Here is a 19,062-nt window from a genome sequence, read left to right on the forward strand (position 1 = left end):
GGCGCACAGCTTCGCACGGCGGACAGCACCAAGGAGACACGCTCTAGCCGTCCACCTGCCCGGTGAGGAGCGCGACGAGGAACACGGTCCAGCCGAGCGTGGAGATCAGGGCGGGGAACGAGAAGGCGATCGCGCAGCCGGACACGACGAGCCCGGTCCGCCGATGCCGCCGGTCCGGTGTCCGCCCGAGGAACCAGCTCGGCAGGATCAGCGCGTAGGCCAGGACCATCCCGCCGGTCAGGAGGAACGTCCTGCCGGCGAAGGCGTTCTCCGCCGAGGAGACGATCACGGTCAGTGCCGGCGCCGCCAGGGTCCCCGTCAGGGGGACCGCCCACCACCGCGAGCCGGACAGTGCGCGCGGGGCGAGTGAGACGGGCGTCCGGATGTCGTTGCTCATGGCTCCAGTTCACCGCCCGCGCGACCCCGGCTCCTCCGCCGGAGTACTCAGGACGCGCCGGTGGCGTACTCAACCGCCCGGGTGTCTACAGCCGGGCCTGCTTCAGCGCCATGTGGAGCAGCAGCCTGTCCTCGCCGTCGTTGATGTCCAGGCCGGTGAGCTGCTGCACCCGGGCCAGGCGGTAGTACAGGGTCTGGCGGTGGATGCCCAGCTCCGTGGCCGTACGGCTCGCCTGGCCCGCGCGGTCGAGGAAGACCTCGGCGGTACGGGCCAGTTCCGCGTGGGGCGGGGTCAGCAGGGGCCGGACGGCCTGGTCCGGTGCGCTGTCCTGGCCGTGGGGCAGGGAGGCCAGCAGCCGGTACGGGCCGATGGCCGACCAGCCGGCGACCGGCCCGTAGCGGGATTCGGCGGAGGCCGCGCGGGCGGCGGACAGGGCCTCGTGCCAGGAGCCGGCCAGTTCCGCGAGGCCCCGGCGGGCGGTGGCGAAGCCACCGGTGGCGGCGCCCCCGGCCGCGCCGCGCAGCCGTTCGGCGGCGGTCGTCGCCGGGTCGAGGGCGTCGGGGGACCGCAAGCGGATCAGGGCGGCCAGATCCTGGCCTGCCGCCCCCGGCACCGTGGCGAGGGCGGCGGCCGAGGGCACCGTACGCACGGAGGGGGTCTCGCTCTGCCACGGGGTCACGCACACCACCGTGTGCAGGCCGTCCGCGTCGGTGCCGAGGGCCTCGTGCAGCGCGGCCAGCGCCATGTCCCGCTGCCAGCCGCGCCCGGCGGCCAGCGCCGCGCCGAATTCCCGCGAGAGGTCCGCTCCGGCCCGCTCCTCGTCGGCGAGCAGGGCGCCGATCCGGGCCGCGACGTCCATCGCTGACGCCAGCTGTCCCTCGGTCGGTCCAGGATCGGCGTCCAGCAGCCACACGTAGCCGAGGACGACACCCCGATGGCGTACCGGGAGGCAGATGCGGTCCCGGTACACCCCCGCCTCCGGGGCGGCCGGGATACGGACCGGTCCCGTCGCACGGGTGATGCCGAAGCCCTCGAACCAGGACCGGACGGCGGGGGTGGAGCGACGGGTCAGGATCGAGCGTGTACGGACCGGATCCATGGCGGTGTCGTCGTCGCTGTCGTGCGCCCCGAAGGCGACGAGGCCGAAATCGCGGTTCTCCAGGGTCGCGGGGGCGCTGAGCAGCGCGGAGATCTCGTCGACCAGCTCCTGGTAATCGCCCTTCACCTCGCCATTCTCGCACCCCTTCAGACATATGTCTGAGAACCGGTGCACGGATGCGTGACAGCTGTCGATGGCACGGGAATGCGGGGGTACCTAGATTTCACAGTGGTTCTCCGTGCCGTCCCGGTCCGTTCACTTCCGTCCCGGTCCGGCCTCGTTCGTACTCCGTGGAGGTGCCCCGTGCTGGGTCCCGTGATTCTCGCCGCGTCACGCAGCGACAAGATGCGTCGTTTCATCTCGGCAGCGCCGGGCACCAAGCAGGTCGTCGACCGCTTCATCGCCGGTGAGAGCGTCGACCAGGTCGTCCCCGTCATCCAGGACGCCGCCGCCAAGGGCCTCGAGGTCACCCTGGACGTCGTGGGTGAGGACATCACCACCCCCGAGCAGGCCGCCGCCGCGCGTGACGCCTACCTGGAGCTCATCGGGCGTCTGAAGGAGCTCGGGCTCGGTGCCCGGGCCGAGATGTCCGTCAAGCTGTCGATGTTCGGCCAATCCCTCCCGTCACCCACCACCGCCCTCGACGGAGAGCCCTCCGGGCCCGCCCCCGAATTCCCGGGCGGTCACGAGCTGGCCCTCGCCAACGTCCGCCCCGTCGTCGAGGCCGCCGCCGCGATCGGCACCACGGTCACGCTGGACGCCGAGGACCACACCACGCTGGACTCGATGTTCGCCATCCACGAGGAGCTGCGGAAGGACTTCCCGCAGACCGGCTGCGTGATCCAGTCCTACCTGTTCCGCACCGAGGCCGACGCCCGCCGCCTCGCCGCCGCGGGCAGCCGGGTCCGCCTGGTGAAGGGCGCCTACAAGGAGCCCGCCTCCGTCGCGTACCAGAACAAGCCGGAGATCGACAAGGCGTACGTCCGCATCCTCAAAACGCTGATGCACGGCGAGGGCTACCCGATGATCGGCTCGCACGATCCCCGTCTCATCGCCATCGGCCAGGAGCTCGCGCGCCAGGCCGGGCGCAAACTGGACGAGTACGAGTTCCAGATGCTGTACGGCATCCGCAGCGAGGAGCACGTCCGGCTCGCCGCAGAGGGCCACCGGATGCGCGTCTACACGGCGTACGGCACCGACTGGTACGGATACTTCATGCGCCGCCTCGCGGAGAAGCCGGCCAACCTGCTGTTCTTCGGCCGGTCCATCCTCACCAAGGGCTGAGCCACCGCGCTGGACCGAGGTCCGGACCAAGGGCCGCACCCCGGCTGAACAAGGGCTGACCTGCCCGGCCGACCACCCACCTCAACCAAGGAGACAAGGCACTCATGGATGCTGTCACCCAGGTCCCCGCGCCGGTCAACGAGCCGGTCCACTCCTACGCCCCCGGCACCGCGGAGCGCGCCCGTCTGGAGGCGAAGCTCAAGGAGCTCAGCCAGAACCCCATCGAGCTGCCGATGACCATCGGCGGCGAGAAGCGGCTGGGTGGCGGCGCGCGCTTCGACGTCGTGCAGCCGCACAACCACCGTTCCGTCATCGGTACCGGTGCCGCCGCCACCGAGGCCGACGCGCAGGACGCGATCGACGCCGCCCTCGCCGCCGCCCCGGCCTGGCGTGCGATGTCCTTCGACGACCGCGCCGCGATCATCCTGCGCGCCGCCGAACTGCTCTCCGGCCCCTGGCGCGAGACGCTCGCCGCCTCCACCATGCTGGGCCAGGGCAAGACCGCCCAGCAGGCCGAGATCGACTGTCCCTGTGAGCTCGTCGACTTCTGGCGCTTCAACGTGCACTACGCGCGCCAGATCCTCGCCGAGCAGCCGCCGGCGAACTCCCCCGGCGTGTGGAACCGCATGGACCACCGTCCGCTCGAGGGCTTCGTCTACGCGATCACGCCGTTCAACTTCTCCGCCATCGCGGCCAACCTCCCCACCGCGCCCGCCCTCATGGGCAACGTCGTGGTGTGGAAGCCGTCCCCGACGCAGACCCACGCCGCCGTGCTGCTGATGCAGCTCCTGGAGGAGGCCGGTCTGCCCAAGGGCGTCATCAACCTGGTCACCGGCGACGGCATCGCCGTCTCCGAGGTCGCGCTGAACCACCGTGACCTGGCCGCCATCCACTTCACCGGCTCGACGCCCACCTTCCAGCACCTGTGGAAGACGGTCGGCAACAACATCGCCAACTACCGCACCTACCCGCGGCTCGTCGGCGAGACCGGTGGCAAGGACTTCGTCGTCGCGCACCCCAGCGCCGACCGCGCCGTCCTGAAGACCGCGCTGACCCGTGGCTCGTTCGAGTACCAGGGCCAGAAGTGCTCCGCCTCCTCCCGCGCCTACGTGCCGGCCTCCATCTGGAACTCCGGCTTCAAGGAGGAGTTCGCGGCCGAGGTCGACGGCATCACCATGGGTGACGTCACCGACCTGTCGAACTTCATGGGCGCCGTCATCGACGAGCGTTCCTTCGCCAAGAACAAGGCCGCGATCGACCGCGCCAAGGCCGACCCGACCTGCACCGTCATCGCCGGCGGCACCTACGACGACTCCGTCGGCTACTTCGTCCGCCCCACGGTCATCGTCTGCGACGACCCGGCCAACGAGGTGTTCACCACCGAGTACTTCGGCCCGATCCTCGCCGTGCACGTCTACGAGGACGAGAAGTACGACGCGATGCTGGAGCAGATGGAGTCGGTCAGCGACTACGCCCTGACCGGATCCGTCATCGCGGGTGACCGCGCCGCCGCCGCGTACACGATGGAGAAGCTCCGCTACGCCGCGGGCAACTTCTACATCAACGACAAGTCGACCGGTGCCGTCGTCGGCCAGCAGCCCTTCGGCGGCGGCCGTGGCTCCGGGACGAACGACAAGGCGGGCGCCCCGCAGAACCTGCAGCGCTGGACGCTGACCCGCGCCATCAAGGAGACGCTGGTTCCGCCGACCGAGTACACCTACCCCCACCAGGGCTGACGCCCAGGGGCGCCCGTCACGGGCGCCCCGCCCCGCACTCCGCCTCCCGGCCGGCTCCCCCCGCCTGCCGGGAGGCGGTTTCCATTTCCGGGCCCTCGCTTCCTCGGAGCGCGCCCGGTTCTGGATGGTGGTGTCCGGCCTTCCCGGCCGCAGGGCCAGCGGGTCATCGCCCCCTTGTGAGGGCTCCGGGCGGCCGACGAGCCGACCGACGCGCCGTCGCAGGCTCGGCGACCCGGCCGCCCTACGGAGTGACCGGCGGCTGTCCGCCCGCAGCGCCCGGTGCGGGCAGCTGGGCGGTGGAGTCCGCGTACTTGAGCAGGAGGCGTGCGAATTCGAGCCGCTCGGCTTCGGGCCAGTCCCGGGTGATGAATTCGAATGCCTGCCGCTGCTGGTGGCGGAAGCGACGGAGGAGGGCTGTGCCCTCCTCCGTGAGGTGGAGCACCGTACGGCGGCCGTCCTGCTGCGAGGCCGCGCGGATCAGATAGCCGTGCGAGATGCAGTCGCTGACCATGCGGCTCGCCACCGACGGGTCCACCAGCAGGTGGTCGGCGAGCCCGCCGACCGTCATCTCCGTGTCCGTCTCGGCCGCCTCGTCCACGATGTTGAGGACAAGGTTGCGCTTCAGGTCCTTGGGCCCCGTAGGGGGGTCGACCGGCGCCTGCATGGTGCGCCGCCGCAAGCGGGCGAAGGCCGTGCCGACGGCGTCCAGGAGGGCCTGGCCCTGCGGCATGGAGGCGTCCTTGTCGGTCACCCCCGCAGCCTATCGCATGTATCTGCACGGCGGCAGATACATGCAATCGTGCATGAAATTGCAACTTGCATTAATGTGGTCGACGCGGTGGGAGAGCTCGGCGCCAGCAGAGCGACGTGCCCGCCCGGAGGAGAGAGTCATGATCACAGCCATCATCAACGGCCGGGTGTTCGACGGTGAGCACGTGCTGGAGGACACCACCGTCGTGCTGGACGGAACGCGGATCGTGGCGGTCGGAGGCCGGCCGCCCGCCGGGGCGGACATCGTCGACGCCAGGGGCGGCACACTCCTGCCCGGCCTGATCGACGCCCATGTGCACACCTCCGACGAGGCCCTCTCGCTGGCCCTGCGGTTCGGGATCACCACCGAGCTGGAGATGCAGGGACTGAACACCAGGGACCGCCGCGCGCACATCACGGAGAACGACTCCCTCGCCGATGTCCGTTCCGCCGGGTTCGGCATCACGCCTCCCGGTGGCCACCCCAGCGAACTCATGCCCAAGGGCTTCAAGCCGGGCGGCCACGGAGAACCGGACGGCCACAGCGATCGGCCCGCTCCGCGTGAGATGCCCCTGATGCCGTTCTCCACCACGCCCGAGGAAGCGGTCGCCTTCGTCCCCCGGCTGGTCGCCGCGGGCTCGGACTACATCAAGTTCATGGTCGACGACGGTACGGTCGAGGGGCACCCCGGTCTGCCCATGCTCGACCAGGCGACCCTGACCGCCGGTGTCGCCGAGGCCCACCGGCACGGGATGCTCGCCATCGCCCACACCCTGACCGTCGATGCGACACGGATGGCGGTCGAGGCCGGCGTCGACGGCTTCGCCCACCTGTTCATGGACCGGCCGCATACCGGGGAGATCATCGAACTCATCGCCGCCTCGGGTGCGTTCGTCGTCCCGTGCGTCGTCCTGAACGCCTCCATGACGGGCGTCACCGGATCGTCCCTCGCCGAGGACCCGCGCGTCGGATCACGCCTGGACGAGGCCTGGACGAACACCTTGGTCAGCAGCTACGACCGCTATCCGCAGGGAGAACTGGAGGATGTCCTGGCCTCGGTCAAGGCCCTGCACGACGCCGGCGTCGACCTGATGGCGGGCACCGACGCGGCCCCCATGCCGCTGCCGTTCCTCGGCGGCATGGTCCACGGTGCCAGCGTCCACCAAGAGCTCCAGTACCTCGTCCGGGCTGGTCTCACCCCGGTCCAGGCCCTGCGCGCGGCGACCCTCACCCCGGCGCGTCGCTTCGGCCTGGAGGACCGTGGGCGCGTCGCCGAGGGCCTGCGGGCCGACCTGCTGCTCGTGGACGGCGACCCCACCGTCACGATCGGCGACACCCTCAACCTGCGTGAGGTGTGGCGCCGGGGCACCCGCACCACGCTGGCGCCCTCGTAGGGATCGGCTCCCGTCGAGCGGCGGTTGCCCGCCATGTCCTCCGTCGGCGGGCGGCCCGCCGACGGCTGCCGCACCCGGATGGGTGTCACGCGTGCCGGGTGCTCTCCGCGTGGCCTCAGCCCTTCACGGTGAAGCCCGCCCGCAGAAGGGCGTCGTCGCGCGAGGAGGGGCCGACGAGCAGTTCGAAGGCGCCCGGCTCCACCACGCGACGGCCGGCCGCGTCCACCAGGGTGCAGTCGGCGACCGGCAGTTCGAGCAGCACCTCGCTCCGCTCGCCCGGGGCGAGCGTGACCTGCCGGTAGCCCTTCAGTTCCTTCTCCGCCCAGGTCACGGACGTCACGCTGTCGCTGACGTACATCTGCACCGTCTCCACGGCGGGCCGCGCGCCCGTGTTGTGGACGGTGACACGCGCCCGCAGCGTGTCGGCCTCGCCGACGCAGGCGGTGAGCACCTCCAGACCGGAGTAGGCGACGGTCGTGTAGCTCAGGCCCTCGCCGAACACGAAGGCCGGGCGCTGGGTGAGGTCGGCGTACCGGGAGCCGTGCTGACCCCTGATCTGGTTGTAGTACGTGGGCTGCTGGCCCGCGTGCCGGGCGAAGGAGACGGGCAGCCGGCCCGAGGGTTCGACGAGGCCCAGCAGGAGTTCGGCCACCGCCCTGCCGCCCTGCATGCCCGGGTTGAAGGCGTGCACGATCGCCGCCGCGCCGTGGGCGGACGGCGGCAGCACCAGGGGCTTGGAACTGATGACCACGACGACGAGCGGCTTGCCGGTCGCGGCGAGCGCGTCGAGCAACGCGACCTGGTCTCCCACGAGTTCCAGGGTCGCCGTCGAACGGCCCTCGCCGACCAGCTCGATACGGTCGCCCACGACGGCGACGACGTAGTCGGCGGCCTCTGCGGCGGTGACGGCCTCACCGATCAGTTCGCCGGAGGGCTCGGCCGGCACGACGACCTCGGGGCGGGGCTGCCCGTCCGGGAAGAACGCGCCCTCCGGGTCGGGGCCCACGGAGAGGATCTCGGCTCCCCGGGCGTAGGTGACGGTCCAGTCGGCCGGTACGTGCTCGCGGAAGCCGTCGAGCACGGTACGGATCATGTGGCGCGGGTGGCCGTCCGGCAGCCAGTCCGCCTGGCCCGAGGAACCCGCCCAGTCGCCCAGCTGGGTCTGGGCGTCATCGGCGTTGGGGCCGACGACGGCGACCCGGCGGGGAGCCGAACCGTCCTCGGCGAGGGCGCGTCCGTCCGGCCCCGCCACCAGGCCGCCCGCCAGCGGCAGGGTGCCGTCGTTGGTGAGCAGCACCAGGGAACGGCGCGCGGCCTCCAGATTCAGCTCGGTGTGACCGGCGCTGCCGATGACCGCTGCCTGCCGGGCGGCATCCGGGTGGCGCGGGTTCTCGAAGAGGCCGAGCTCGAATTTCAGGGTGAGGACGCGCCGTACCGCCGCGTCGATCTCCGCCTCGTCCAGGGTGCCTTCGGCAACGGCGTTCTGCGCGCCCTCGAAGAACTGCGGGGTGGTCATCACCATGTCGTTGCCCGCGCGGACGGCGGCGGCCGCCGCCTGGGTGTGGTCGGCGTAGACCTTCTGCTCCCACACCATGCGGCCGACGTTGTCCCAGTCCGTGACCAGCGTGCCGGTGTAGCCCCACTCGCCGCGCAGCACCTCGTTGAGCAGCCAGTCGTTGACGGTGATCGGCACGCCGTCCATGGACTGGTAGCCGAGCATGAACGTACGGCAGCCCTCCCGGGCCACGCGCTCGAACGGCGGCAGGAACCACGAGCGGAGTTTGCGGCGGGAGATGTCCGCCTCGCTCGCGTCACGGCCGCCCTGTGTCTCGGAGTAGCCCGCGAAGTGCTTGGCGCAGGCGAGGACCGCCGTCGGGTCGGCGAGCCCGTCGCCCTGGTAGCCGCGCACCATCGCCGATGCCAGTTCGCCGATCAGGAAGGGGTCCTCGCCGAAGGTCTCGCTGACCCGGCCCCACCGCAGGTCCCGGGTGATGCAGAGGACCGGCGAGAACGTCCAGTGCACGCCCGTGGCGGCCACCTCGACGGCGGTGGCGCGGGCGACGCGCTCCACGAGACCGGCGTCCCAGGTGGCGGCCAGGCCCAGCTGCGTGGGGTAGATCGTGGCCCCCTCCCAGAAGGAGTGGCCGTGGATGCAGTCCTCCGCGACCAGCAGCGGGATGCGCAGGCGGGTCCGCTCGGTCAGCGCCGCCGCTTCCAGTACGCGGTCGGGGGAGGCGTGCAGGATCGAGCCCGCGTGCAGGTCCTCGATGAGGTGGCGCACCCCGTCCTTGGCGTTCAGCTGGAGCATCTGGCCGGCCTTCTCGGCCAGGGTCATGCGGCCGATGAGGTCGCCGACCCGCTCGGCGACGGGCAGCGCGGGGTCGAGGTAGGGCAGGGAGGGGGCCACGGGGGGTCCTTTCGCGACACGGTTCACCTTCACCATAGAGTCAATCCCGACCACCTGGTAAGTATCTCCGGAGCCGAATCTCCGGCCGAGTCTCTGGAGGACGCATGGCGATCCGACGCACCGAACAGCCGGCCCGCCCCGCGCCGGCGGGCCGGGGGAGTGGCGAGTGACGGCCGGAGCGCCGCGTGGATACGCGAAGGGCCGGGCGAAACGGCTGGAGATCCTCGACCAGGCCATGTCCCTGTTCGGCGAGGCCGGTTACCGGGGCGCGTCGCTCCGGGTTCTCGCGACCAGGTGCGGCATCTCGCACACCGGACTGCTGCACCACTTCCCGACCAAGGAGGCGCTGCTGCTCGCCGTCCTGGAGCATCGCGACGAGGTGGACGGCGCGTGGCTGTCGCTGGGCGGCACCACGGGGGTCGGGCGGCTGCGGCGGTTCGCCGAACTGGCGGAGCTGAACTCCACCCGGCGCGGGATCGTCGAGCTCTTCTCGGTGGTCTCCGCCGAGGCGACGGCCGCGGACCACCCTGCGCACGGGTACTTCGTCCGCCGCTACGAGAATTCGGTGGCGGGCGCCCAACGTGCGTACGCCCAGGCGGGCCTGGACGGCGCGCTGCGTGCCGGGATCACCCCGGACGACGCGGGCCGGCAGCTGATCGCCCTGATGGACGGCCTCCAGGTGCAGTGGCTGCTCAGCGACCGTGCGACGGACATGGCCGGCGTCCTGCGCGCACACCTCCAGGCGCAGCTCACCGTGGATCTCTGAGCCGGGAGGAGGCGCATGGCGTGCGTCGGAGGGCGGGCCGCGCGGTACGGCAGCCGGCCGCACCGTCTCAGATAGTAGGAAGTCCGAGTATCTGTGGAGACAGATGGCTCCAGCTGCCCTAGCTTTGTAGGAGCCGAACGAATCGCATGACCAGCGACCGGCGGAAGTGAGCGCGCCCCGAAGCAGGCAACCCCTGCGGCATCCGCTCCCCGCCCCTTCCGGCGCCTCGAAATCCCGATCTCGACATCCGTTGCGCGAAGTCCCGATCTCGAAATCCACGCGATCTCAAGGAGTCGATCCGTCATGGCCGAGACCACTGCCCGCCGCGTCCGTCACACCCCCCGCACCACCGAGCCGGAGCGCAAGAACGCCGCCGCAGCACTGCAGCGTGCCCTCGACCGCAGGGACAACGGCGGGTCGACGGGTCACTGAGGCCGGCCTCCCGCCCCAGGGCCGCCGACGTCGGGCCCTGTCCGCATGATGGACGTCGGATGTCATGGGGTGGGACGGGGGCTAGGGTGCATGCATGTCTCGCAGCATCGATCTCGCAGTGATCCCCGGCGACGGTATCGGCCAGGAGGTCGTCACCCAGGGCCTCAAGGTCCTCAACGCTGTTCTCCCGCAGGATGTGAAGCTGGAGACCAAGGAGTACGACCTCGGCGCCCAGCGTTGGCACCGCACCGGTGAAACCCTCCCGGACGCGGAGCTCGAAGCCCTCAAGGGCCACGACGCCATCCTGCTCGGAGCCATCGGTGACCCCTCGGTCCCGTCCGGCGTGCTGGAGCGCGGGCTGCTGCTCAAGCTGCGTTTCGCCTTCGACCACTTCATCAACCTGAGGCCGTCGAAGCTCTTCCCGAACACCACGACGCCGCTCGCCGGCCGTCCCGAGATCGACTTCGTCGTCGTCCGCGAGGGCACCGAGGGCCCGTACACGGGCAACGGCGGTTCCCTGCGCACCGGCACGGAGCACGAGGTCGCCACCGAGGTCAGCGTCAACACCGCCTACGGTGTCGAGCGCGTCGTGCGTGACGCCTTCGCGCGTGCCGCCGCCCGTCCGCGCAAGAAGCTGACGCTCGTCCACAAGAACAACGTCCTCGTGTACGCGGGCCACCTGTGGAAGAACACCTTCGACAAGGTCGCGGCCGAGTTCCCCGAGGTCACCACCGACTACCTGCACGTCGACGCCGCGACGATCTTCTTCGTCACCCAGCCGGAGCGCTTCGACGTCATCGTCACCGACAACCTCTTCGGTGACATCCTCACCGACCTCGCCGCTGCCGTGACCGGCGGTATCGGCCTGGCCGCCTCCGGCAACATCAACCCGACGGGCGCCTTCCCGTCCATGTTCGAGCCGGTCCACGGCACTGCCCCCGACATCGCGGGCCAGGGCAAGGCCGACCCGACCGCCACGATCCTCTCCGTCGCCCTCCTGCTGCGCCACCTCGGCTACGAGACCGAGGCCGTGCGCATCGAGGACGCCGTCTCCGCCGATCTCGCGGAGCGTGACGGAAAGAACCCGCGCACCACCGACGAGATCGGCGACGCGCTCGCGGTACGCGTAGCAGGCTGACCCGACGTCTCCACTTCGAAGCCGCCGGGTCGCAACCGCACCCGGCGGCTTCACCTTGCGGTCCCCGGGTGCCACCATCGACCCCAGGACCGCGTTTTCGCGTCGCCGTAGCGATACGGTCGACGTCACCGCAAACACGTCATTTCGTGCAGGGCCGCCCGAGAGAGATAATCGAACGGGACCGCGGCTCGCGGTAGTGCTCGGACGTCCTACAACCTTTCCGGCCGGCGCCGGGCGAGGGCGGGAGCGAGCGTGGTCCATCAGACACAAGACCGGTGAAGGACACGCACTCATGACGACGCCCACGATCGAGCTCAAGCCCTCCTCGAATCCGCTGTCCGACGCGGAGCGCGAGGCGATCCTGGCCAGCCCCGGCTTCGGCCGCCACTTCACCGATCACATGGTGACGATCAGCTGGACCGAGGGGCGCGGCTGGCACGACGCCCAGCTCGTCCCGTACGGTCCGCTGTCCATCGACCCGGCGAACATGACGCTGCACTACGCCCAGGAGATCTTCGAGGGGCTCAAGGCCTACCGGCAGCCCGACGGCTCCGTCGCCAGCTTCCGCCCGGAGGCCAACGCCGCCCGCTTCCAGCGCTCAGCGGTCCGTCTCGCGATGCCCGAGCTCCCCGTCGAGACCTTCATCGAGGCCTGTGACGTGCTGGTCCGGCAGGACCAGGCATGGGTCCCGGCGCACGGCGGCGAGGAGTCCCTCTACCTGCGCCCCTTCATGATCGCCTCCGAGGTCGGTCTGGGTGTCCGCCCCGCCAACGAGTACCTCTTCCTCGTCATCGCCTCGCCCGCCGGTGCCTACTTCTCCGGCGGGGTGAAGCCGGTCTCCATCTGGCTCTCGCAGGACCGGGTCCGCGCCGTCCCCGGCGGCATGGGCGACGCCAAGACCGGCGGCAACTACGCCGCGTCCCTGCTCGCCCAGGCCGAGGCCGCCGCCAAGGGCTGTGACCAGGTCGCCTACCTCGACGCCGTCGAGCACAAGTGGGTCGAGGAACTGGGCGGCATGAACCTCTACTTCGTGTACGACCAGGAGGACGGCGGCAAGCGGATCGTCACCCCGTCGCTCACCGGCTCGCTGCTCGCCGGCGTCACCCGTGACTCCCTGCTCACGGTCGCCCAGGACCTCGGCTACACCGCCGAGGAGGGCCGCGTCTCCATCGACCAGTGGCGCGCCGACACGGAGAACGGCACGCTCACCGAGGTCTTCGCCTGCGGCACCGCGGCCGTCATCACGCCCGTCGGCACCGTGAAGTGCGCGGACGGCGAGTGGACGCAGGGCGACGGCACCCCCGGCGAGGTGACCCTCAAGCTGCGCGAGCGCCTGCTGGACATCCAGCGGGGCATCGCCGAGGACACCCACGGCTGGATGCACCGGCTCGGCTGATCCCGGGCCGTACGGATGCACCGGCTCGGCTGATCCCGGGCCGTACGCGCCGCTCGTGACACGTAGGCCGCGCCCCTCGCGAGGGGCGCGGCCTACGTGCGTCCCCGGAGCCCTTCGTCCCAGCCCTTCGTCCGAGCCTTTCCCCGCTGTCTTTCGCCGCGTCCTTGCCCTGCCGCCGCCCCGTGCCTGTGGGCTTTCCCGCCCCGCGTTTTGAGCGCCGCTCAAAACTGGTTAGAGTGCTGCTCAAAACCAGGAGGTGCGGTGACGTGCGACTGACCCCGACCGAACGCGACCGGCTGCTGCTCTTCGGCGCAGCCGAGCTGGCCAGGGCCCGGCGCGCCCGTGGCCTGCGGCTCAACGTGCCCGAGGCGACGGCCCTGATCGCCGACACCGTCTGCGAGGCGGCCAGGGACGGGCGCAGACTCGCCGAGGCGATCGAGGCCGCCCGCGCCGTCCTGGGGCCCGACGACGTGCTGCCCGGTGTGGCCGACGTGGTCACCGAGGTCCAGGTGGAGGCCGTCTTCGACGACGGCTCCCGGCTCGCGGTCGTCAGCAACCCCCTCGACGGCTCGCTCGGAGCCGACGCCCCCGGCGCGCTCCTCCCGGGCCCCGGGGCCCCCGAGCCCGAGCCGTCGGTACGGCTCACCGTCCGCAACACCGCGGCCGTCCCGGTCAGCGTGACCAGCCACTTCCACTTCTTCGAGGCCAACCCCCGGCTCCACTTCGACCGCGCAGCGGCGTACGGGATGCGGCTGAGCGTGGCCGCCGGCTCCTCCGTCCGCTTCGGCCCGGGGGAGTCCGTGCGTGCCGCGCTCGTCCCCATCGGCGGCGACCGGGTCGCGATCGGCTTCGCCGGGCTCGTCGACGGCCCGCTGGACGCCCCGGGAGCCAAGGAGGAGGCCCTGCGCAGAGCGGCGGCCTGCGGTTACCTCGGAGCGGAGGAGGGCGAATGACGGATCCGTACGCATACGCGTCCGTGCACGGTCCGCGCGCCGGGGACCGGGTCAGGCTCGGCGACTCCGGGCTGACCGTACGGGTGGAGTCCGACTCCCAGAAGCCGGGGGACGAGTTCCTCGCCGGTTTCGGCAAGACAGCCCGCGACGGTCTGCACCTCAAGGCCGCCGCCGTCCGGGAGACCTGTGACGTCGTCATCAGCAACGTCCTGGTCATCGACGCCGTGCTGGGCATCCGCAAGGTCTCGGTCGGCATCCGCGAGGGCCGCATCAGCGCGATCGGACGGGCCGGCAACCCGGACACCCTGGACGGGGTCGACGTGGTCGTCGGTACCGGCACGACGATCGTCTCCGGCGAGGGCCTGATCGCGACGGCCGGAGCCGTGGACCCGCACGTCCACCTGCTCTCCCCGCGCATCATGGAGGCCTCGCTGGCCTCCGGCGTCACCACGATCATCGGCCAGGAGTTCGGCCCGGTGTGGGGCGTCGGCGTCAACTCGCCGTGGGCCCTGCGGCACGCGTTCAACGCCTTCGACGCCTGGCCGGTCAACATCGGCTTCCTCGGCCGAGGTTCCTCCTCCCACCAGGCGCCGCTCGTCGAGGCCCTCGCCGAGGGCGGGGCCTGCGGCTTCAAGGTCCACGAGGACATGGGCGCGCACACCCGCGCCCTGGACACCGCGCTGAGGGTCGCCGAGGAGTACGACGTCCAGGTCGCCCTGCACAGCGACGGGCTGAACGAGTGCCTGTCCGTCGAGGACACCCTGAGCGTGCTCGAAGGCCGCACGATCCACGCGTTCCACATCGAGGGCTGCGGTGGCGGGCACGTCCCCAACGTCCTGAAGATGGCGGGGGTCCCGAACGTCATCGGCTCCTCCACGAACCCGACGCTCCCCTTCGGCCGCGACGCGGTCGCCGAGCACTACGGGATGATCGTCTCCGTCCACGACCTCAAGACCGACCTCCCCGGCGACGCCGCCATGGCGCGGGACCGGATCAGGGCGGGGACGATGGGGGCGGAGGACGTGCTGCACGACCTCGGGGCCATCGGGATCACCTCGTCCGACGCCCAGGGCATGGGGCGGGCCGGGGAGACCGTGCGCCGCACCTTCGCCATGGCGGCGAAGATGAAGGCGGAGCTCGGCCCCATGGAGGGTGACGGCCCGGCCGACGACAACGCCCGCGTGCTGCGCTACATCGCCAAGCTCACCATCAACCCCGCCATCGCCCACGGGCTCTCCCACGAGATCGGCTCCGTCGAGACGGGCAAGCTCGCCGACATCGTCCTGTGGCGCCCGGAGTTCTTCGGCGCGAAGCCCCAGCTGGTCCTGAAGTCCGGCTTTCCCGCCTACGGCGTCACCGGCGACCCCAACGCCGCCACGGACACCTGCGAACCCCTGGTCCTGGGACCGCAGTTCGGTGCGTACGGGGCCACCGCCGCAGATCTCTCCGTCGCCTTCGTCGCGGAGGCCGCCACCCAGCTCGGCGCCGACCTGATGCCCACCCGCCGTCGCCGCGTCGCCGTCCGGGGCACGCGTGGCATCGGACCCGCCGACCTGCGCCTCAACTCCCGTACCGGGCAGGTCGGTGTCGACGGCGAGACCGGGCTGGTCACCCTGGACGGGGAGCCCCTGCGTTCACCGGCCGCCGACTCCGTCGCCCTCAACCGCCTCTACTTCCTCTAGGAACCCGCCATGACCTTCCGTATGCCGCCCGAGTGGGCCCCGCACGAGCGCACCTGGATGGCCTGGCCCGGCCCCAACCCCACCTTCGCCACCGCCGCGGAGCTGGACGAGGCCCGTCGTGCCTGGGCCGCGGTCGCCCGCGCTGTGCGCCGCTTCGAACCGGTCACGGTGATCGTGGGGCCGGGGCAGGAGGACGGCGCGCGTGAGCTGCTCGGCCCGGACATCGAGATCGCCACGCGTCCTCTCGACGACGCCTGGATGCGTGACATCGGCCCCACGTTCGTCACCGACGGCCGTCGGCTCGCGGCGGTGGACTGGACGTTCAACGGTTGGGGGGCGCAGGGCTGGGCGCGCTGGGAGCACGACCGGCACATCGCGCGCGGTGTCGCCGAGCTGGCCGGGGTCCCCGTCCACAGCTCGCCGCTGGTCAACGAGGGCGGCGCGATCCACGTCGACGGCGAGGGCACCGTGCTGCTCACCGAGACGGTCCAGCTGGGCGCGGAACGCAACCCCGGCTGGACGCGGCGGGCCGTGGAGGAGGAGATCCACGCCCGGCTCGGCACCGAGAAGGCCCTCTGGCTGCCGCGTGGCCTGACGGGGGACTACGGCACGTACGGCACTCTCGGCCATGTGGACATCGTCGCCGCCTTCGCCCGCCCGGGCGTCGTGGTCGCCCACGTCCAGCCCGACCCCTCGCACCCTGACCACGAGGTCACCCGGGAGACGGTCCGCGTCCTGCGCGCCGCCACCGACGCGCGGGGCCGCCCTCTGGAGGTGGTGGAGATCCCCGCCCCCACGGTGCTGCGGGACGCCGACGGGGAGTGGAACGACTACTCGTACATCAACCACTACCTCTGCAACGACGGCGTGATCCTCTGCGCCTTCGACGACCCCAGGGACGAAGAGGCGGCGGCCGTCTTCGCCGACCTGTTCCCGGACCGTACGGTGACACGCGTCGACGCCCGTACGATCTTTGCCGGTGGTGGAGGCATCCACTGCATCACGCAGCAACAGCCCAGGATCTGAAACCCGTGACCGGTACCCCGCGCCGCCGCAACATCGCCCCGCCCCGGGAGGACGTGCTCGCCGCCGTCATGACCACCGTCGCCGAGCGCGGACTCGACGGGCTCACCATGGCGGGGCTCGGCCGCGAGGTCCACATGAGCAGCGGTCATCTCCTCTACTACTTCCGCACCAAGGACGAACTGCTGCTCCAGACCCTGGAGTGGAGCGAGGCGCGCCTCGGCACCGAGCGCCGGGCCCTGCTCACCGCCCCGGGCGGCGCGCGCGAACGGCTCGACGCCTACATCGCGCTGTACGTCCCCGAGGGCCACCGCGACCCGCACTGGACGCTCTGGCTGGAGGTCTGGAACCGCTCGCAGGACGCCGACGACGACGCCCGCGCGCGGCAGGCCGCCATCGAGGACGCCTGGCACCGGGATCTCGTGGAACTGCTGGCCGACGGGATCGCGTGCGGGGAGTTCCGTGCCGTCGACACCGGCCGGGCCGCGACCCGGCTCCGCGCCCTGCTCGACGGGTTCAGCGTCCACGTCACCGTCGGCATCCCCGGGACCGGGCGGGACCAGGTCCTGGACGAGGTGCGCCGGTACGTGGACGAGACGCTGATGACGGGGCCCGCCTCCGGCGGCGGTGCGGACGCCGCCCCTGGGCCCGCGTCCGGCGGTGCGACGGACGTCACGCCCGCATCCTGAGACGCCCCGAGACCCGGGAGTGTCGCTGTGCCAGACTGCTGCCGTGTCCTCGTTCGCCATGATTATCGGCAGCAGGCGCGCCGGTCCGCAGTGACCGTCCCGTACCACCACGTACGGCACGGACATCGTGCCCCAGACCCGCGCGCAGACCTCTCGCACCCGCGAGGGGTTTTTTCGTTTTCCGGCCCACACCACGGCCGGTGCGAGGCACGCGAGATGATGGGGGCAAGTGGAGCCGATTCGTCCGGATCCGCTCACCCGACAGGAGTCAGATCAGTATGACCACCAAGGCCTCGGCCCCCGACGACACGTTCCATGTCTTCGACACCACGCTGCGCGACGGAGCGCAGCGTGAAGGCATCAACCTGACGGTCGCGGACAAGCTGACCATTGCACGGCATCTGGACGACTTCGGTGTGGGCTTCATCGAGGGCGGCTGGCCGGGAGCCAATCCCCGCGACACCGAGTTCTTCGCCCGTGCCCGCCAGGAGATCGACTTCCGGCACGCCCAGCTCGTCGCCTTCGGGGCCACCCGCAGGGCGGGGGGCAAGGCCGCCGAGGACCCGCAGGTCCAGGCGCTGCTCGACTCCGGCGCACCGGTGATCACGCTGGTCGCCAAGTCCCACGACCGCCATGTGGAACTCGCGCTGCGCACCACGCTGGAGGAGAACCTGGAGATGGTCCGCGACACCGTCTCCCACCTCCGGGAGCAGGGCCGCCGGGTCTTCGTCGACTGCGAGCACTTCTTCGACGGCTACCGCGCCGACGCCGAGTACGCCAAGCAGGTCGTACGCACCGCCCACGAGGCCGGCGCCGACGTGGTCATCCTCTGCGACACCAACGGAGGCATGCTCCCGGCCCAGATCCAGGCCGTCGTCTCCACCGTCCTCGCCGACACCGGCGCCCGGCTCGGCATCCACGCCCAGGACGACACCGGCTGTGCCGTCGCCAACACCCTGGCCGCCGTGGACGCCGGTGCCACGCACGTGCAATGCACCGCCAACGGCTACGGCGAGCGGGTCGGCAACGCCAACCTCTTCCCCGTCGTCGCCGCCCTGGAGCTCAAGTACGGCAAGACCGTCCTCCCCGAGGGCGCGCTCGCCGAGACCACCCGGATCTCCCACGCCATCGCCGAGGTCGTCAACCTCACGCCCTCCACCCATCAGCCCTACGTGGGGGTCTCCGCCTTCGCGCACAAGGCCGGACTGCACGCCTCCGCGATCAAGGTCGATCCGGACCTGTACCAGCACATCGACCCCGAACTCGTCGGCAACACCATGCGGATGCTCGTGTCCGACATGGCCGGCCGTGCCTCCATCGAGCTCAAGGGCAAGGAGCTCGGCATCGACCTCGGGGACGACCGGGCCCTGGTCGGCCGGGTCGTGGAGCGCGTCAAGGAGCGCGAGCTCAAGGGCTACACCTACGAGGCGGCCGACGCCTCCTTCGAGCTGCTGCTGCGCGCCGAGGTCGACGGCAGGCCCCGCCGCTACTTCCGAGTGGAGTCCTGGCGGGCGATCGTCGAGGACCGCCCCGACGGCACCCACGCCAACGAAGCGACCGTGAAGCTGTGGGCCAAGGGCGAACGGATCGTCGCCACGGCCGAGGGCAACGGCCCTGTCAACGCCCTGGACCGGGCCCTGCGGGTGGGCCTGGAGCGGATCTATCCGCAGCTCGCCAAGTTGGAGCTGATCGACTACAAGGTCCGCATCCTGGAGGGCCGCACCGGCACCGAGTCCACCACCCGGGTGCTGATCACCACCGGCGACGGATCGGGTGACTGGGCCACGGTCGGCGTGGCCGAGAACGTCATCGCCGCGTCCTGGCAGGCCCTGGAGGACGCGTACACCTTCGGTCTGCTGCGGGCCGGTGTGGAGCCCACGGACTAGGACGCGCGTCGGGATCACGCCGGGCCGCCG

At 71.3% G+C, this 19,062-nt stretch carries 16 protein-coding genes; 12 read left to right on the top strand and 4 right to left on the bottom strand.

The annotated features are described in order from the left end of the window. Window positions 1-43: 43 nt before the first annotated feature. Window positions 44-397, bottom strand: a complete 354-nt coding sequence (locus ABZY45_RS11740; RefSeq protein WP_356738593.1) for a hypothetical protein — start codon at window positions 395-397, stop codon at window positions 44-46. 85 nt (window positions 398-482) lie between these two features. Next, window positions 483-1,622 carry a helix-turn-helix domain-containing protein gene (locus ABZY45_RS11745; protein ID WP_356738595.1) on the bottom strand — a complete coding sequence of 380 codons (1,140 nt, stop codon included), beginning with the start codon at window positions 1,620-1,622 and terminating at the stop codon, window positions 483-485. A 177-nt stretch (window positions 1,623-1,799) separates the two neighbouring features. Here ABZY45_RS11745 and ABZY45_RS11750 point away from each other — a divergent pair, with 177 nt between their 5' ends. Next, window positions 1,800-2,780, top strand: a complete 981-nt coding sequence (locus ABZY45_RS11750; RefSeq protein WP_356738597.1) for a proline dehydrogenase family protein — start codon at window positions 1,800-1,802, stop codon at window positions 2,778-2,780. Window positions 2,781-2,884: 104 nt separating this feature from the next. After that, window positions 2,885-4,516: an L-glutamate gamma-semialdehyde dehydrogenase gene (gene pruA / locus ABZY45_RS11755; protein WP_356738599.1), complete on the top strand. Its 1,632-nt coding sequence runs from the start codon at window positions 2,885-2,887 to the stop codon at window positions 4,514-4,516. Window positions 4,517-4,757: 241 nt separating this feature from the next. On the opposite strand, the gene ABZY45_RS11760 is transcribed toward pruA, so the two are convergent. Further along, window positions 4,758-5,267: a MarR family winged helix-turn-helix transcriptional regulator gene (locus ABZY45_RS11760; protein WP_356738601.1), complete on the bottom strand. Its 510-nt coding sequence runs from the start codon at window positions 5,265-5,267 to the stop codon at window positions 4,758-4,760. Window positions 5,268-5,406: 139 nt separating this feature from the next. On the opposite strand from ABZY45_RS11760, the gene ABZY45_RS11765 reads away from it, so the two are divergent. Further along, window positions 5,407-6,660: an amidohydrolase family protein gene (locus tag ABZY45_RS11765; RefSeq protein WP_356738603.1), complete on the top strand. Its 1,254-nt coding sequence runs from the start codon at window positions 5,407-5,409 to the stop codon at window positions 6,658-6,660. A gap of 115 nt (window positions 6,661-6,775) precedes the next feature. Here the strand turns inward: ABZY45_RS11765 and ABZY45_RS11770 are convergent, their stop codons facing one another. Further along, window positions 6,776-9,067 carry a glycoside hydrolase family 3 N-terminal domain-containing protein gene (locus ABZY45_RS11770; protein WP_356738605.1) on the bottom strand — a complete coding sequence of 764 codons (2,292 nt, stop codon included), beginning with the start codon at window positions 9,065-9,067 and terminating at the stop codon, window positions 6,776-6,778. 166 nt (window positions 9,068-9,233) lie between these two features. Here ABZY45_RS11770 and ABZY45_RS11775 point away from each other — a divergent pair, with 166 nt between their 5' ends. The 9 genes from ABZY45_RS11775 to cimA all read left to right on the top strand — a co-directional run bounded on the left by ABZY45_RS11775 (window position 9,234) and on the right by cimA (window position 19,032). Continuing rightward, on the top strand, window positions 9,234-9,833 hold the full coding sequence (locus ABZY45_RS11775) for a TetR/AcrR family transcriptional regulator (protein ID WP_356738607.1): 600 nt from the start codon (window positions 9,234-9,236) through the stop codon (window positions 9,831-9,833). A 303-nt stretch (window positions 9,834-10,136) separates the two neighbouring features. Beyond that, window positions 10,137-10,265 carry a hypothetical protein gene (locus tag ABZY45_RS11780; protein WP_356738609.1) on the top strand — a complete coding sequence of 43 codons (129 nt, stop codon included), beginning with the start codon at window positions 10,137-10,139 and terminating at the stop codon, window positions 10,263-10,265. A gap of 94 nt (window positions 10,266-10,359) precedes the next feature. After that, entirely contained in the window at window positions 10,360-11,403 is a 1,044-nt protein-coding gene (locus ABZY45_RS11785; protein WP_356738611.1) for a 3-isopropylmalate dehydrogenase, read from the top strand. A gap of 292 nt (window positions 11,404-11,695) precedes the next feature. Continuing rightward, window positions 11,696-12,799, top strand: a complete 1,104-nt coding sequence (locus ABZY45_RS11790) for a branched-chain amino acid aminotransferase (RefSeq protein WP_356738615.1) — start codon at window positions 11,696-11,698, stop codon at window positions 12,797-12,799. A gap of 266 nt (window positions 12,800-13,065) precedes the next feature. Continuing rightward, window positions 13,066-13,752 carry an urease subunit gamma gene (gene ureA / locus ABZY45_RS11795; RefSeq protein ID WP_356738617.1) on the top strand — a complete coding sequence of 229 codons (687 nt, stop codon included), beginning with the start codon at window positions 13,066-13,068 and terminating at the stop codon, window positions 13,750-13,752. Continuing rightward, entirely contained in the window at window positions 13,749-15,434 is a 1,686-nt protein-coding gene (locus ABZY45_RS11800; RefSeq protein ID WP_356738619.1) for an urease subunit alpha, read from the top strand. The genes ureA and ABZY45_RS11800 overlap by 4 nt, the downstream gene beginning before the upstream one ends. Window positions 15,435-15,443: 9 nt before the next feature. Continuing rightward, window positions 15,444-16,460, top strand: a complete 1,017-nt coding sequence (locus ABZY45_RS11805; protein ID WP_356738621.1) for an agmatine deiminase family protein — start codon at window positions 15,444-15,446, stop codon at window positions 16,458-16,460. A gap of 5 nt (window positions 16,461-16,465) precedes the next feature. Continuing rightward, window positions 16,466-17,146, top strand: coding sequence for a TetR/AcrR family transcriptional regulator (locus ABZY45_RS11810; protein ID WP_356738623.1), 681 nt, complete (start codon window positions 16,466-16,468; stop codon window positions 17,144-17,146). Between the two features lie 278 nt (window positions 17,147-17,424). Then, window positions 17,425-19,032 carry a citramalate synthase gene (gene cimA, locus ABZY45_RS11815; protein ID WP_356738625.1) on the top strand — a complete coding sequence of 536 codons (1,608 nt, stop codon included), beginning with the start codon at window positions 17,425-17,427 and terminating at the stop codon, window positions 19,030-19,032. Window positions 19,033-19,062: the final 30 nt, after the last annotated feature.

It is taken from the genome of Streptomyces sp. NPDC006516, assembly GCF_040611875.1.
Classification (GTDB): Bacteria; Actinomycetota; Actinomycetes; order Streptomycetales; family Streptomycetaceae; genus Streptomyces.

Excerpts from the sequence above, each read along its gene's own strand:
- ABZY45_RS11740 (WP_356738593.1), bottom strand. The coding sequence starts at position 397 with ATGAGCAACGACATCCGGACGCCCGTCTCACTCGCCCCGCGCGCACTG.
- ABZY45_RS11800 (WP_356738619.1), top strand. The coding sequence starts at position 13,749 with ATGACGGATCCGTACGCATACGCGTCCGTGCACGGTCCGCGCGCCGGG.
- ABZY45_RS11765 (WP_356738603.1), top strand. The coding sequence starts at position 5,407 with ATGATCACAGCCATCATCAACGGCCGGGTGTTCGACGGTGAGCACGTG.
- pruA (WP_356738599.1), top strand. The coding sequence starts at position 2,885 with ATGGATGCTGTCACCCAGGTCCCCGCGCCGGTCAACGAGCCGGTCCAC.
- ABZY45_RS11790 (WP_356738615.1), top strand. The coding sequence starts at position 11,696 with ATGACGACGCCCACGATCGAGCTCAAGCCCTCCTCGAATCCGCTGTCC.
- ABZY45_RS11785 (WP_356738611.1), top strand. The coding sequence starts at position 10,360 with ATGTCTCGCAGCATCGATCTCGCAGTGATCCCCGGCGACGGTATCGGC.
- cimA (WP_356738625.1), top strand. The coding sequence starts at position 17,425 with ATGACCACCAAGGCCTCGGCCCCCGACGACACGTTCCATGTCTTCGAC.
- ABZY45_RS11805 (WP_356738621.1), top strand. The coding sequence starts at position 15,444 with ATGACCTTCCGTATGCCGCCCGAGTGGGCCCCGCACGAGCGCACCTGG.
- ABZY45_RS11780 (WP_356738609.1), top strand. The coding sequence starts at position 10,137 with ATGGCCGAGACCACTGCCCGCCGCGTCCGTCACACCCCCCGCACCACC.